Annotated in this window: 13 protein-coding genes; 8 read left to right on the top strand and 5 right to left on the bottom strand. The window is 60.0% G+C overall.

Annotated features, from left to right (window positions below; all coding sequences use genetic code 11):
- Positions 1-525: 525 nt before the first annotated feature.
- From NKJ08_RS29295 to NKJ08_RS29280, 4 genes are all read left to right on the top strand, one after another.
- Positions 526-780 carry a DUF982 domain-containing protein gene (locus tag NKJ08_RS29295; protein WP_352784641.1) on the top strand — a complete coding sequence of 85 codons (255 nt, stop codon included), beginning with the start codon at positions 526-528 and terminating at the stop codon, positions 778-780.
- Between the two features lie 459 nt (positions 781-1,239).
- Positions 1,240-1,485 carry a DUF982 domain-containing protein gene (locus tag NKJ08_RS29290; RefSeq protein WP_352784639.1) on the top strand — a complete coding sequence of 82 codons (246 nt, stop codon included), beginning with the start codon at positions 1,240-1,242 and terminating at the stop codon, positions 1,483-1,485.
- A gap of 504 nt (positions 1,486-1,989) precedes the next feature.
- A complete protein-coding gene (locus NKJ08_RS39110; protein WP_352549760.1) occupies positions 1,990-2,115 on the top strand; it encodes a hypothetical protein in 126 nt (41 codons plus the stop codon).
- A 108-nt stretch (positions 2,116-2,223) separates the two neighbouring features.
- Positions 2,224-3,885: a DNA polymerase/3'-5' exonuclease PolX gene (locus NKJ08_RS29280; protein ID WP_352784636.1), complete on the top strand. Its 1,662-nt coding sequence runs from the start codon at positions 2,224-2,226 to the stop codon at positions 3,883-3,885.
- 21 nt (positions 3,886-3,906) lie between these two features.
- On the opposite strand, the gene NKJ08_RS29275 is transcribed toward NKJ08_RS29280, so the two are convergent.
- The 3 genes from NKJ08_RS29275 to NKJ08_RS29265 form a co-directional block, all read right to left on the bottom strand.
- Positions 3,907-4,545 (bottom strand): hypothetical protein, encoded by a 639-nt coding sequence (locus tag NKJ08_RS29275; protein ID WP_352718517.1) that lies wholly within the window; start codon positions 4,543-4,545, stop codon positions 3,907-3,909.
- A gap of 522 nt (positions 4,546-5,067) precedes the next feature.
- Positions 5,068-5,313: a hypothetical protein gene (locus NKJ08_RS29270; RefSeq protein WP_352784633.1), complete on the bottom strand. Its 246-nt coding sequence runs from the start codon at positions 5,311-5,313 to the stop codon at positions 5,068-5,070.
- A gap of 83 nt (positions 5,314-5,396) precedes the next feature.
- Positions 5,397-6,098, bottom strand: coding sequence for a Crp/Fnr family transcriptional regulator (locus NKJ08_RS29265; RefSeq protein ID WP_352449750.1), 702 nt, complete (start codon positions 6,096-6,098; stop codon positions 5,397-5,399).
- A 412-nt stretch (positions 6,099-6,510) separates the two neighbouring features.
- On the opposite strand from NKJ08_RS29265, the gene NKJ08_RS29260 reads away from it, so the two are divergent.
- A complete protein-coding gene (locus tag NKJ08_RS29260) occupies positions 6,511-6,687 on the top strand; it encodes a hypothetical protein (RefSeq protein WP_352784631.1) in 177 nt (58 codons plus the stop codon).
- 751 nt (positions 6,688-7,438) lie between these two features.
- Here NKJ08_RS29260 and NKJ08_RS29255 read toward each other — a convergent pair.
- Complete coding sequence (locus NKJ08_RS29255) at positions 7,439-7,792, bottom strand: hypothetical protein (protein ID WP_352772390.1); 354 nt, start codon at positions 7,790-7,792, stop codon at positions 7,439-7,441.
- Between the two features lie 176 nt (positions 7,793-7,968).
- Between NKJ08_RS29255 and NKJ08_RS29250 the strand changes: the two genes are divergently transcribed.
- Positions 7,969-8,271, top strand: coding sequence for a hypothetical protein (locus NKJ08_RS29250; RefSeq protein WP_352784629.1), 303 nt, complete (start codon positions 7,969-7,971; stop codon positions 8,269-8,271).
- A gap of 487 nt (positions 8,272-8,758) precedes the next feature.
- Here NKJ08_RS29250 and NKJ08_RS29245 read toward each other — a convergent pair whose 3' ends face one another.
- The gene (locus tag NKJ08_RS29245) at positions 8,759-8,977 is read right to left on the bottom strand and encodes a KTSC domain-containing protein (protein ID WP_352772395.1); all 219 of its coding nucleotides are present in this window, start codon (positions 8,975-8,977) and stop codon (positions 8,759-8,761) included.
- Positions 8,978-9,251: 274 nt separating this feature from the next.
- On the opposite strand from NKJ08_RS29245, the gene NKJ08_RS29240 reads away from it, so the two are divergent.
- Both NKJ08_RS29240 and NKJ08_RS29230 read left to right on the top strand, forming a co-directional pair.
- The gene (locus NKJ08_RS29240; RefSeq protein WP_352508341.1) at positions 9,252-9,485 is read left to right on the top strand and encodes a hypothetical protein; all 234 of its coding nucleotides are present in this window, start codon (positions 9,252-9,254) and stop codon (positions 9,483-9,485) included.
- Positions 9,486-10,467: 982 nt separating this feature from the next.
- On the top strand, positions 10,468-12,495 hold the full coding sequence (locus NKJ08_RS29230) for a conjugal transfer protein TraG (protein ID WP_352772397.1): 2,028 nt from the start codon (positions 10,468-10,470) through the stop codon (positions 12,493-12,495).
- The last annotated feature ends 105 nt before the right edge of the window (positions 12,496-12,600 follow it).

Raw genomic sequence — 12,600 nt, 5'->3', positions numbered from 1 at the left:
CACCACAGAAATTCTACCAAATATTCCTGACTGTCGCGGCCCAGCGCCGTACCAATTTGTACAATTTGTACATGGCAATGCCGCTCAGGTAGGGAATAGAGTACCCTTCGGCGTGTCCCTGGATGAGCGTCGCGCGAAGGGTCGGTCCGTTTCTAGAACAAGCAATTACTGTACTCCTCAACAGGGCGGACCGTCGCGACACGGTCTCGATCAAAGCGGCAGCTACGCGAAGCTCGGGAGACTGCGCCTTATTTGGTGGCCTCCGACGAAGAACTAACCGAGGCAATCGTCGAGGCAGCAACTGCCATGGGCCTCTGCGTGGCGTCGACGCCCGGGAGTAGCTGTCAGCCAACTTCAGTCACTGTGGCATCGCAACGGAAGCGCGCCGTCCTGCGCCATTTTCACTAGTCAGAGGTAATCCGCAATTACCTTCGCAGGATGCTAGATCTGCCTGTAGAACGGGAACTGCCGGCTGAGCAAAGGTGTTTGCTGGAGGAACTTGATCGGGCCGACAAAGAGTGACGTATGGCTCTCCACTGGTTCAACCCTCCGGTCCCGGTCAAGACCGAGCGTCCCGGGATCATCCACAATGTCAACAACGCCGAGACAGCCGGCGAGGAGCTGATGAAGTGGACCAAGCGTGGCCCTTGGTGGGACCTTGCGGTGCGCGTTTGCATGGCCGTGATCTTCGACGAGATGGAACCTGAGGAGGCCCGCAAGGCATTCCTGGCTGCTGCAAAAGAGGAGGGGACATTACTCCCCCCAATGACAACCAGCTAAATTGGAACGGTATAAGGTCTATGTGTCTATGACCAAAACCGCCTTCGCGAAAGGAGCCCGCCGCCAGTAAGGAGATGAGAGGCGACGGACCCCCACAGCGGCTGCACATCCACGAAGATCGACCGATGCAAGCTCTAAACCCGCGAGGGCCTACATCGTTTCCTTAGCTGCGGCTAAAGCGGGGTTGGTCAGCGGGCTCTTCCCGCTCTAAGTCGCCCCTCATGGCTCCCCTCTGGTTCAACCCTCCGGTCTACGTGAAGACGAAACGTCCGGGCATTCGCAATGGGGTCAGCCACGTCGAGGGAGCCGCCGAGGAACTCATGGCGTGGGACACAAAGGGCCCGAAGTGGACCAAGGCGGTCCAATCCTGCGTCGATGCGTTCGAGGGCAGGTCCGTGATGCCTTTGAGGCGGCTGCCAAGGAGGCCGACGTGTATCTCTCCCCTGAGTAGGAGGTATCATGGCGCCCATCTGGTTCGTCCCTCCGGTGTTCGTGAAGACTGAAACCGGTGTCAGGCATGGCTGCAACAATGCGAGGGCAGCCCTTGAGCAGCTCAAGACGTGGACCCGGCGAGGGCCTCGCTGGCACAAGGCGGTGACCCTCTGCCTGTCAGCCTTGGAGGGCGATTCGATTGACCCGCACATAATACGAAAGGCCTTTGAGGCTGCCGCTAAGGAGGCCAAGATGTATCTCTCCCCTGAGTAGGAGGTGTCGTGGCAACCCATTGGTTCTCCCCTCCGGTGTACGTCAAGACCGATCGACTTGGGGTCACCTACGGGTGCAACAACGTCGAGGGTGCCGCCGAGGAACTCATGAAGTGGGCCAAGATGGGACCTAAGTGGAGGAAGGCTGTGCAACTGTGCGCCGACAGGAGGTCCGTCAGGCTTTCGAGGCTGCTGCCAAGGAGGAGGGGGTGTTCCGTGAGTAGCAGGCCGGTGCCCATGGCTATGTTGGGACGGACCCGCTAGGCTGTCCGAATGCTGACCAAGTCCGCGCTGCTCGAAATAGACCCGGATACGAGAGCATTCACTCTGGTCGGCGCATTTATGGGCCATTTTGCACTTCTTGAAACTGGCATCGGAGCTTGCTCTGGGCGAGGTACTTGGCGTCTATGGGGCACGTCGAGGTAAGGGGACCGGAACCGGAATGTCAGGCTTCTAAAGCCGATGGCAGAAACCGGATACGGATGTCGAAAAGGCCGACCGCCTCGTGTTCGACCTCGACCCCGATGAAGGCCTCGATTTTGAGGCCGTCCGCGCCGCTGCCTTTCAGTTCCGCGCTATCCTTGAATCGCTGGGGCGGGGTCGCGCTGACCAATCCTTGCCCGATCTGTAGCGGCCGACGCGGGAAGAAGGCAGTAAAGCCGGGATTTAAACGGCAACGCGGCTCTCATGGTCTTGCCTGATTGGAACCTGCGGAGATCGGCCTCGTTTGGCTGAAGCCATGGCAAAGATCAATCCGAGGACCGTCGCCAGTCTTTTGAGGGAATACGCGCAACGGGCGTCTATGCGCGGCGACAATCCCTATCGCACAAAGGCATACTTGCGCGCGGCAGACAGTCTGACGGCGCTGTCGCAGCCGTTTGATCGGATCATCGCCGGCGGCGCCCTCACCAAGATCCCGGGGATCGGTGACGCGATCGCAGACATCGTGACGAAGCTTTACCAAACCGGCACGCACCCCAGCCTTGAGAAGCTGCGCGAGGATGTTCCAGCGGGCGTGATGGAGCTGTTTGCCATACCAGGGCTTCGTCCCGATAAGATACTGAAGCTTCATCAGGCGCTCGGCGTGAACTCGCTGGCGGAGCTCGAGGCCGCTGCAAGAGAAGACCGCATCCGCCCAGTCAAAGGCCTCGGCGCCGCGCTTCAGACAAAGCTCCTGCAGAACCTGGCCATCGTGCGAAGCGGCGAAACGCAACTTCACCTGCACAAGGCCGCCGCTCTTCTCCACCATGCGGTCATATCGGTGAAGCAACAGCATCCAGAGTTTTCGCGCGTCGAAATTGCAGGTGACTTCCGGCGCGGTTGCGAGCTCGTTTCCGACTTCGCCCTGGTAGCACAGGCCAGAAAGTCGACTGGAATCGAGGATACGACCCTCAGGCTTGTTGTCACGGACAGGAAGCACTTTGGCGCGAGCCTGCTCGAAGCAACCGGTTCGGCAGACCACCTTGAGCAACTGAAGACGTTCGCGGCCGACAAGGGATTCACCCTAAACGCCGACGGGCTTCATCGCGGGAGAAAGCTAATCGCGTCAGCGACAGAAGAAGAAATCTACCAAGCTCTAGACTTGCAGTTTATCGAGCCTGAATTGCGCGAAGGCAGGGACGAGATTGAGCGAGCGGCAAAGCAGAAGCTACCCGCCCTCATTCGGGATGAAGATCTGCATGGCATCCTGCATTCTCACACGACCGCATCCGATGGCACCGAAACGCTTGAGGCAATGGCTGAAGCCACGCGTAGGCGCGGTTTCGAATACTATGGTGTCGCCGATCATTCTCAGTCCGCTCACTACGCAGGCGGCCTTTCGTTGCAGGAAATTGCTGAACAGCACCGCGAAGCTGACCGGCTGAACAAGGCATACAATGGAAAATTTCGCATACTGAAGGGCATCGAGGCGGACATCCTGGCGGATGGCTCGCTCGATTACCCGAACCATATCTTGGAGCAGTTCGATTTCGTCGTCGCGAGCGTGCACAGCCGCTTCAAGTTGCCCAAGAAGGAACAGACGGGGCGTATCATTGAGGCGATCGGAAACCCTCGGACGACAATTATCGGGCACATGACCGGTCGCCAGCTGTTGCGCCGGCCCGGTTATGATCTCGACGTCGACAAAGTCCTCAAAGCGTGTGCGAAACACGGCGTCGCTGTCGAAATCAACGCACATCCGTGGCGACTCGACCTCGACTGGCGCTGGCATCAAAAGGCACTCGATCAGGGCTGCATCTTCAGCATCAATCCGGACGCTCATTCGATCCGCGAGCTCGACCACATGCATTGGGGTGTCGAGATGGCGCGCAAGGGCGGTGTTCCTGCGAAGCGGGTCCTGAACGCGATGCGTTTGACGGCCCTCCTTGCGCATCTCGCACGGCGCAGGCAAACGTCCTAACCTGCTTGTGCGCCCGGCCTATCAGCGCAGGAGTCCGTCATTCTCAAAATCTTCCCAGCCGCGCAAACTGGAGTGCGCGTTCTCATCGGGGCCGTAGCCAGTTGAAGCTGCAGTTCCGCGACCGCTTCTTTGCGCACGTTTCATAGCGGCCTTCCCCGCGGCTCGCCGCCTGTTCTCTGCAGCTGTCGCTGCGTCCTGTTCGCGCCAGACCGTGACCAGGTCGCGGTCAAGCACATCCTCCACGTGCTGCGGGTCGAACACGTGAAAGGTGATGTTCCTTGCCCGCCCGCGGAGTTTCACGGTTTTCGTCCCGGCGCTCTGCAAGCGACCATCTTTCAGCCAGCGGTGCCGTTCGGCCGTCGAGATCGTCAGAATGTCCTCGATTTCACGGGGGATTACGGGCAGGTCTTCGATATTCTGCAGTGCTTTGGATACGATCCCGAATACCACCTGCACATCATTCTCGGCGCCCTCAGACAGGCGCAGGGTAAGCACGCGGGACTCGATATTGAGCAATTTCCTGAACTCCGTTGGAAGGCGGGCGCGTATTTCGAGAAAAATACCCCTCGCTCTGACGGACGATCCAAACGTTGCAGCCGGGGTTAAAGGCCACTCTCCAATCAGCTTCGCTGTTGCATTGATTTTTCGGCGCGTGGACATGCCCCTTTATATAGGTCACCGATTTTCGGCAGCGACGAGCCGATCGCAAAGCCAACATGAGTTCTAATCCGCCAGCGGTCTGAACCACGATGCACTAAAGGCGCAACCACGATTGTTAGCGGGGCCGCTTGCACTTCGGCTAACAGGAAGCGGCAGAGTTGATCTCAAAGTGCGATATCAGGCGCGTTGCCGCCTGGCGGCTTTTTGGGGGCCGCAACCTGACCGTCCGTGATTGGGAGCCACATGACTAAAGCGGCTGTTCCGCTATTGAGCCTCGACATGCGTTTTCGGGACCCACCCCGTCGGATTCAATCGCGAATCCCGCATCGATCGCGCTTCGCGCAATGAGATCGCCAAGTTGCCAGTCCGTGAGTTCGCAAAAGGGAAGCATTCTCCTCACGGTGTGGCTAACCTCGGATATCGAAATGCTCGGGCTGCCGATGTTGTCGATCAGGTGGCGGACAATCGCTTGGCGAACGTCCGATAAGGTAGGCGTCTGCGCGAGCGCAGGCATCACCGGCCCTATGAATGGAGCCGTGGTTCTGCGGCCACGGCTGTTTTTAAGTCGAACGCGACTGGCACACCGTGAATAATGGATGCTGCCGCCAAGAGCTCCTCCAGCTCGCGGTCGGTGGCCCTGCATGCGGGCATGAGTGTTCGGATGGCGCGGATTGCCTGTGCTATCGAAAGGAAGTGGGCCTTGCCTCTGGAGAGAACATAGGCTTCGGCGGCTCTTTCAACCATGACTGTGTCAAAAGTGGTGGTCATCGAGAATTCCTCCCTGAACCCTGACCCACACGATTTACGGCACGAATTCGGTAGCTTGCAAGGGTTTGTCTGATTTAGGACAGTTAGGCGGAGGCTAGGCCGAAGTGACTTTGCTCCTCCTCCCCGTAAGCACCATGCGTGAGTCGTATCATTCCAACGCGGTCGATAATCGTGATCTCGCCGCGCTTGGCGTGAACCAGCCCCCGATATTCAAGCATTTGGAGGGCCGTGGTAACGCCGGGGCGCTGGGCACCAAGCATTGTCGCCAGGAATTCATGCGTCAGGTAGATCTTATTTCCTTCGACGCGGTCTTGGACCATCAGCAACCAGCGGGCCAAGCGCTCCTCGATTTTGGAGTGGCCGTTGACCAGTGCCGTCCGGGACGACTGGATGAGGAACGCGTGGGCATAGCGAAGCAGTGACTCGCGAAGGGATTGGCTCTCCGCAATCGCAGAGCGAAGAGCTTCAACCGGGAGGATCCAGCCATTACCTGCGACTTGGATATAGGTTTCATTGGGCGACTTGTCCTGGCCGAGAATAACGGCAACTCCTGTCATGCCGTCGTGGCCGACGATGCCGACCTCGCTTTGCCGCCCTCCGGTCATCGTAGCGACCACCGACGCGATGCCCATCTCTGGAAAATACACACGCTCGATCGGCTGATAAGAGACTTCCAGCTGGTCTTTGATGTTGAGTTCGACGTGATGCAGTGACGGCCTCAAAAGCGCGAAATCCTCCGAGGAGAGGGTTTTCAATACATGGTTGCGAAGAAGGGATTGGGGCATGGCTCTCTCTCCCATGCGGGCAAGAGCACGTACCTCTTACTGTCGGCTGCGTCCGACGCGCTGGCGGCCGATGTGGGAAGCATAGGCTTCAAATGTGCGGTTGGCAAAGAGTCCGTGCCTGGCGAAAGGCTCGGGGAATGTCGGCTTGAGTCCCGTAGGTGGTGGGCGCTTCTTATGACTTATGAGGCCGGTCACGAATGTCCGGAACCGGCCTAAGCAGATCGGCAGGTTTCGAGCATCGAGTTGGCAAAAGCAGTCGTTCAGCTCACGTGATGAGTTTCGGGCGCCGTCGCCTTGCGCTTACCGACATTGTGCTTCACCCGTTCCGGCCCTCTTCTTAAGCGCAGTAACTTTGAAACAAATCCTGCCGGCAGGCGTTCCAGCATGGCGGGCGGCGTTGCCGGAGGACCCAATGCCCGACGAATACAATGACCTCGTCATCCCCCAAGACCACGATGCATCGCCACTTCGGGAGGAGGAGTATTTCGTCCTCTGCCCGGCGTGCGGCCAAGGGTTCGACATCAGGTGTATGGCAGAGGCGCTTCATCACAACGAGCTAGGCCACGAGCCATACGACCTCGACTCGTAGTCGGCAGTGATCGACGACCGTCGATGATCGTTTGGAGATGTCCCTTCAGGCCTCTATACGAGCCGGGTCGAGACCAGCACCGAGGGTAAGCTCTCGCTCATCTGGCCGGTCGCGTTGCCGACCGATCGGCCTGACGAATCCCTGTCGCGAGGGCGGATCTTCGCCGGCAACTTATGTCTTGACGATACCTTGCGGGCTTTCAGCAACGACTTGATGCCGTTGTGGTCGTCGTCGATGCGGCCGCGGCCGACCGAAAGCTCGACAACGTATGCACCGCATGCGACAGTTGTTGTTCATCCAGGGCGACGGCGCCTACTCCACCGCAACCATGTCGCCCAGTTCTGTCACGACACTCCGAAGCAGACCTGCTCCCGGCATCGGGTGCCGGGACCAACATGTGATCTCCATAATGCGTAAGAGCCGGAGGCCCATCGCCGGCGACAAGGCGCTCATTGCAGAGAAAGGTTAACGATCGATCGGATGCCCGCGTGCCTTCACGCGCAATGTTGCTGGGCGCCTCCTTCGACAGCGCGCACATGCGACACGTCCTCGCCGCGCGCGCCGCCTGTTGCCGAGAGCGACGATCGCGAATGCGCGAACGGCTGGACGGCAGGTGAAGCGGGGTCGCGATAGGCGCACATCGATGCTCGGCTGGCGGCAACTTGCTCGCCAGCCGAGTTTATCTTTGCCGGTGGTCGGGGGAGACCAGCCAGCCACACGCTGGTGATTCCAACCCGAGCCGATGTGCCAATCAGCAACCTTCGTCGGTCTTTTTCACCTGGCCCGGCGCGGCGGTATTGGCTGTCGTGTCCTGCTGACCTGGCGCAGCCTGCTGAGCGCTGCCAGTCTGCTGGCCGGGCGCGCAGTCTCTGGCCGAGTTCTGATTTGTGGTGCCGCTGGTGGTGGTCGTGTCGGTGCCCTGATCGCCGGACATGTTGGTCCCGCTGCTCGTCGTGCCGGTGCCCTGATCCGTCGTGCTGGGCACGGTTGTGGTGGTCGAGGTGCCGCTCGTCGAGGTTCCGCTCGAAGTTCCGCTCGTCGTCTGGGCAAAGGAAAGCCCAGCCGACACCGCCAGCACGGCCGAAGCCAAAAGGATGCGTTTCATCTTCTTTCTCCTGTCTGAATGCGCGGGATGCGCCTGGCAAATCGAACAGGCAGACAGAAGGAGTGTTCCCCGATGAAGTTCAACTTTTGTAACTCTGGTCGTAGGTCAGCCTTAGGATGGCGGGCGTATATTAGAAGCCTCTTGAAGAAGACACTGCCCGCACCAGAATCCATGGCATGGCTCGGGGAATAGGCATTGGTGACCAGGTGGCGATTACTGCCACGGTTCGAAGGCGGATAACAGAGGACCGCGTAAGCGTCTCTATGCCAGGTTACGACTTCCCACATTCCATCATCGACCACACCAAGGTGAACCGAGGCCAGCAAATCGACCTGAAAGGCGAGGTCACGCGCATCGACGAGGATACCGTGACGATCGACCTCGGGCCGCTGGTCACGGTCGACCGTGACAAGGTCCGGCTGGTAGAGAAATATCGGCCGCCAAAACGACGAAAGGCACTTGTCGTTGCCCCGGATTAGAACCGACAACATCGCGACAGGCTATGAGGGCAGGCCGCATGACGGGCCGGTAGAGGACGAGTCGAAGCACTTGGTCTACTGCCCAGTCTGCGGCCAAACGTTCGACGCGCGCGATCTTGGACAGGTCTTCCACCACGCTGAGCCGCAGCACCAGCCGCTTCCGGTCGAGCAATAGTCCCGCTAGTTGAGCTCCGGCGGCAGACCGACGTTTGAGACCCTGCGCCACCGACGTACGTTGGATGAGAAAAGGGTGCTGCGTGCACCGCGCCTTCCCCGCGCGCCGATGCTCCACCTGGACCGCAAAAAAGTCCCGCCGCACTGCCAGAACGGCGGGACCGATCAAACGCTTTGCACCAGGCGGGGGGATGCGGGGGGTTGGGCTTGCCAGGTGAGCGCGGACCGCAACCAACCCTAAGCGCCACAGCGGCAACGCGTCCACCAACCGCCGGTTGGAGCGATAGGACGACTGAGCCGCCGGCAGGTCAGGTCATCCCGGGTCGCTATCGCTCGCAACCAGACGGTAGCGGAAATTGTTGCGGATGTGGTCGTTGAAATAGCGGCCCTTGGCGAACGCGGCCCGGAACGCGGCAAAGGTTTCCGGCGGTACCCCCTCAAACTCGTATCGTTTACGGCTGGCGACGAACCACACCGAGAGGGTCCTTCTATCCAGATCATATTCCATCTTGCGGATCGAAGTAGATGGCATGAGCACCACAGGCCGAGGCCCGCGCCCTTGCGGGGAGCGCGGGCCGATCGGGATACCGATCTGCAGCAATACCTGGAGGGGGAGGATTCGCTGCGTGCACCGAACGTTCGCGGCGGTCCCGTGTTCCCAATCGAGATACACAAAAAGCTGGCTGCACCTTTCGGCATCACGCGGACGTTGGATTTGTGAGAAAGCGCGAGCGTCAATACTAACTTCTGGTGATGGAATTTTCCCGTGAGATAGGCACGCTCCACGGCGAAAGGAGTGCCCCGCCATGACCGTCCTCGCCTACAACCTTGCCAATGACATCGAAGGATTGTGGAGGGTCGTCTTCGTGCCGGACGAACTGCATCTGTATGTGGAATTCAGCCAGCCAGACGCCGACACAAACCCGGCTGATTGGATGAGCGTTGATGATTTCCTTGCATGGCGGCCGAAAGGCGCACTCCACGAGCGAGCGCGCGACAGCTTGGTTTCGCTCATTTGCAAGGCGCTGACAGGGCGATGAGACAAGGGAAACCCGCACCGAGATCCAGTGCGAGCGCCGCGAGTGGGCCTAGGGCCCCACAAGCCAGTGCCACCCCGCCGCCGGCAAACCGCGGCGGGCGAGTGCCTCGGGGACACGATGGTAGATCGCCAATGCGTTTATGGGTGTGGCCTTAAGTCGCAAACTATTGGCTTCAGAAGCAGGGCGTCGGGCTTCATTGACGGTGCTGCCAACACCATATGGTGATCCATAGCCTCCCAAACGAGAGAAGCTCGCCCCTGATGGGTCGCACTGCGGCCGTCAGCCGGCAATTGCTGTGAACTAGGAAACCATCATGATGCCTGAAAATATCAGACCAACTTCGCGAGACGTCCCCCTCATTCAGCTAGGCCTCTATCAGTGCCGCTTCCCGGTGAGCGAAGACGCTTCTGTACCCGGCGGTTATCGTTTTTGTGCTGGGCCAACTTCGCCGGATCGCGTCTACTGCGATCACCACCACCACATTGTGACCGCCGTGGACCCTCGTCGAGCCCGTTCGGGGGGTCTTCACCTCGCTCAACGACGCGCCGCGTAAGCCTGGCTGGCGGCGGCCTCCCGGCCAGGCGCTATGCGCTCCAAGGCCGCCTTGGCTACGACCTTTCCGTCGGCTCGGTCTGGCCCATCCTCCCTTATGCCGTCTTCGCCGATGTATCCCCCGTCGCCCGATTGAGAACGACGACTTCTCGCCGAGCCCTTCAGCTCGCTACTCGCACAAACGCGTCGGCTCCAAAGGTTTGTCTGTCAGCACATCTTCAATGTGCCCGCGCCTGAAGCCCCAACATCTTCTGCGACCAAACCGCGTACCTGGCACCGCCGATCGGTTGCTGCGGCGGATTTTCGCTGTTCGCAGCTGAACAATGCCTATCAACCTTGTCATCGCACCTAGTCGCATGTAGCGGCCGTTTGAATTCTCATCGCTCGGCGCGATGTTTGGTCCGTCTGGCCAGAAGAGCGGAGCAAGCCATTGACACCCACGAAGTTGCTGATTGGGCAGATCGCTGTCGTATTCGCAATTGTCATTCTTGGCGTGTGGACTGCAACCCAATGGTGCGCCCACATGCTCTCCTATCAGCCGTCACTCGGCCCACCATGGTTTGTGACAGTCGGCTGGCCGATCTACCAGCCGTGGAAGCTGTTCGAATGGTGGTTCCAATTTGACGCCTATGCGCCTGAGGTCTTTGACAAGGCTGGCATACTTGCCGGAGCCAGTGGGTTCCTGGGCTGTGCCGCCGCGATAGCTGGGTCCCTCTGGCGCGCACGGCAGCGGGGGTTGGTCACCACCTATGGGTCCTCACGATGGGCCATGAAGCTGGAAATCGAGAAGGCGGGGCTGTTTCAGCCGGCCGGCGTTTTCCTTGGCGGACTGAATTATCGCTATCTGCGCCATGACGGACCGGAACACGTCATGGCCTTTGCGCCGACACGTTCGGGCAAGGGCGTCGGACTCGTTGTTCCAACCCTTCTTTCCTGGACCGGCTCGGCCGTCATTCACGACATCAAAGGCGAGAACTGGCAGCTGACCTCTGGCTGGAGGTCGAAGTTCTCGCACTGTCTCTTGTTCAATCCGACCGATCCGAGATCGGCGCGGTACAACCCGCTGCTGGAAGTGCGCAAAGGTCCAGATGAGGTCCGCGACGTTCAGAACATCGCCGACATTCTCGTCGATCCGGAAGGCGCGCTGGAACGGCGGAACCATTGGGAGAAGACCAGTCATTCACTTCTAGTTGGCGCCATCTTGCACGTGCTCTACGCCGAAGAGGAAAAGACACTCGCCCGTGTCGCCACCTTCCTGTCGGACCCGCAACGCTCATTCGCTGCGACACTGCAGCGGATGATGACCACCAACCACCTCGGCACGGTGGACAAGCCCCAGGTCCATCCGGTCGTAGCCTCGGCGGCTCGTGAGGTGCTGAACAAGTCAGAGAACGAGCGCTCAGGCGTTCTCTCGACCGCCATGTCGTTTCTCGGGCTCTATCGTGATCCAACGGTGGCCGCGGCAACATCGGCCTGCGACTGGCGCATTGCCGACCTTGTGGATGCCGAGCGACCGATGTCGCTGTATCTGGTCGTGCCGCCGTCGGATATCTCGCGCACTAAGCCCCTGGTGCGATTGGTGCTCAATCAAATCGGCCGGCGGCTGACCGAGCGCCTGGAGGGCGATCCAAAGAAGAGCCGCAAGCATCAGCTCCTGATGATGCTGGATGAATTTCCGGCGCTCGGTCGGCTCGACTTCTTCGAGACTGCGCTCGCCTTCATGGCAGGCTACGGCATCCGCGCTTATCTGATAGCGCAATCGTTGAACCAAATCTCCAAGGCCTATGGCGAGAACAACGCCATTCTCGACAATTGCCATGTGCGGATTGCCTTTTCCTCAAATGACGAGCGCACGGCCAAACGCATCTCGGACGCGCTCGGTACCGCGACGGAACTCAGATCGATGCGTAACTATGCCGGCCATCGGTTGGCGCCCTGGTTGTCCCACGTCATGGTAAGCCGCCAAGAGACCGCTCGCCCCCTGCTGACGCCGGGTGAGGTGATGCAGTTGCCGCAGGCTGACGAACTAATCCTGGTTTCGGGATTGCCGCCGATTCGCGCCAAGAAGTTGCGTTATTACCAGGATCCGAATTTCACGGAGCGAGTGCTGCCTTCGCCGGTGCTGCGCGACGGTGCCTACGCGGATCGGCCCACGTCGCGCCCGGACGATTGGAGCGGACAGGTGCGCGGCGTGGATCGGCGTCTTGCTGGCGACGACGACAGTGCCGGCGCGGCAATCGAAGACGGAGGTGTCCAGCAGCAGCGCCATCCGGGCCTGCCCGAAGAACGGACCCTCGTCGCCCAGGAGCCTGATCATGGCGATCTGTTCACGCCCGCAGACGATGACTGCGAGACGCTCGCCGACAAGCGCGTCATGGATCGGATTTCCACCGCAGCACGTGCGTACGGCCTCAATGAGGGAATGGGCGACGACAAGGACATCGTGCCCGGCTTCTGAACGGCGCGCCATACGCGGGCGCATCTCAGCGTAGATAACGGCCGTAAGCGATTTCGAGGATCTCGACGATGCTCGTTCCCGTCGCCGGTGCATCAGCGCCGGTCA

The sequence above is a fragment of the Mesorhizobium sp. M0244 genome (assembly GCF_040321795.1).
Classification (GTDB): Bacteria; Pseudomonadota; Alphaproteobacteria; order Rhizobiales; family Rhizobiaceae; genus Mesorhizobium.
The sequence above is the reverse complement of the archived record's forward strand: the minus strand, read 5'-3'. Positions and strand labels throughout refer to the sequence as shown.

Bases quoted from the DNA above. Each gene is read 5' to 3' on its own strand.
- NKJ08_RS29295 (WP_352784641.1), top strand. From the start codon at position 526: ATGGCTCTCCACTGGTTCAACCCTCCGGTCCCGGTCAAGACCGAGCGT.
- NKJ08_RS29290 (WP_352784639.1), top strand. From the start codon at position 1,240: ATGGCGCCCATCTGGTTCGTCCCTCCGGTGTTCGTGAAGACTGAAACC.
- NKJ08_RS29280 (WP_352784636.1), top strand. From the start codon at position 2,224: ATGGCAAAGATCAATCCGAGGACCGTCGCCAGTCTTTTGAGGGAATAC.
- NKJ08_RS29275 (WP_352718517.1), bottom strand. From the start codon at position 4,545: ATGTCCACGCGCCGAAAAATCAATGCAACAGCGAAGCTGATTGGAGAG.
- NKJ08_RS29270 (WP_352784633.1), bottom strand. From the start codon at position 5,313: ATGACCACCACTTTTGACACAGTCATGGTTGAAAGAGCCGCCGAAGCC.
- NKJ08_RS29265 (WP_352449750.1), bottom strand. From the start codon at position 6,098: ATGCCCCAATCCCTTCTTCGCAACCATGTATTGAAAACCCTCTCCTCG.
- NKJ08_RS29260 (WP_352784631.1), top strand. From the start codon at position 6,511: ATGCCCGACGAATACAATGACCTCGTCATCCCCCAAGACCACGATGCA.
- NKJ08_RS29255 (WP_352772390.1), bottom strand. From the start codon at position 7,792: ATGAAACGCATCCTTTTGGCTTCGGCCGTGCTGGCGGTGTCGGCTGGG.
- NKJ08_RS29250 (WP_352784629.1), top strand. From the start codon at position 7,969: ATGGCTCGGGGAATAGGCATTGGTGACCAGGTGGCGATTACTGCCACG.
- NKJ08_RS29245 (WP_352772395.1), bottom strand. From the start codon at position 8,977: ATGCCATCTACTTCGATCCGCAAGATGGAATATGATCTGGATAGAAGG.
- NKJ08_RS29240 (WP_352508341.1), top strand. From the start codon at position 9,252: ATGACCGTCCTCGCCTACAACCTTGCCAATGACATCGAAGGATTGTGG.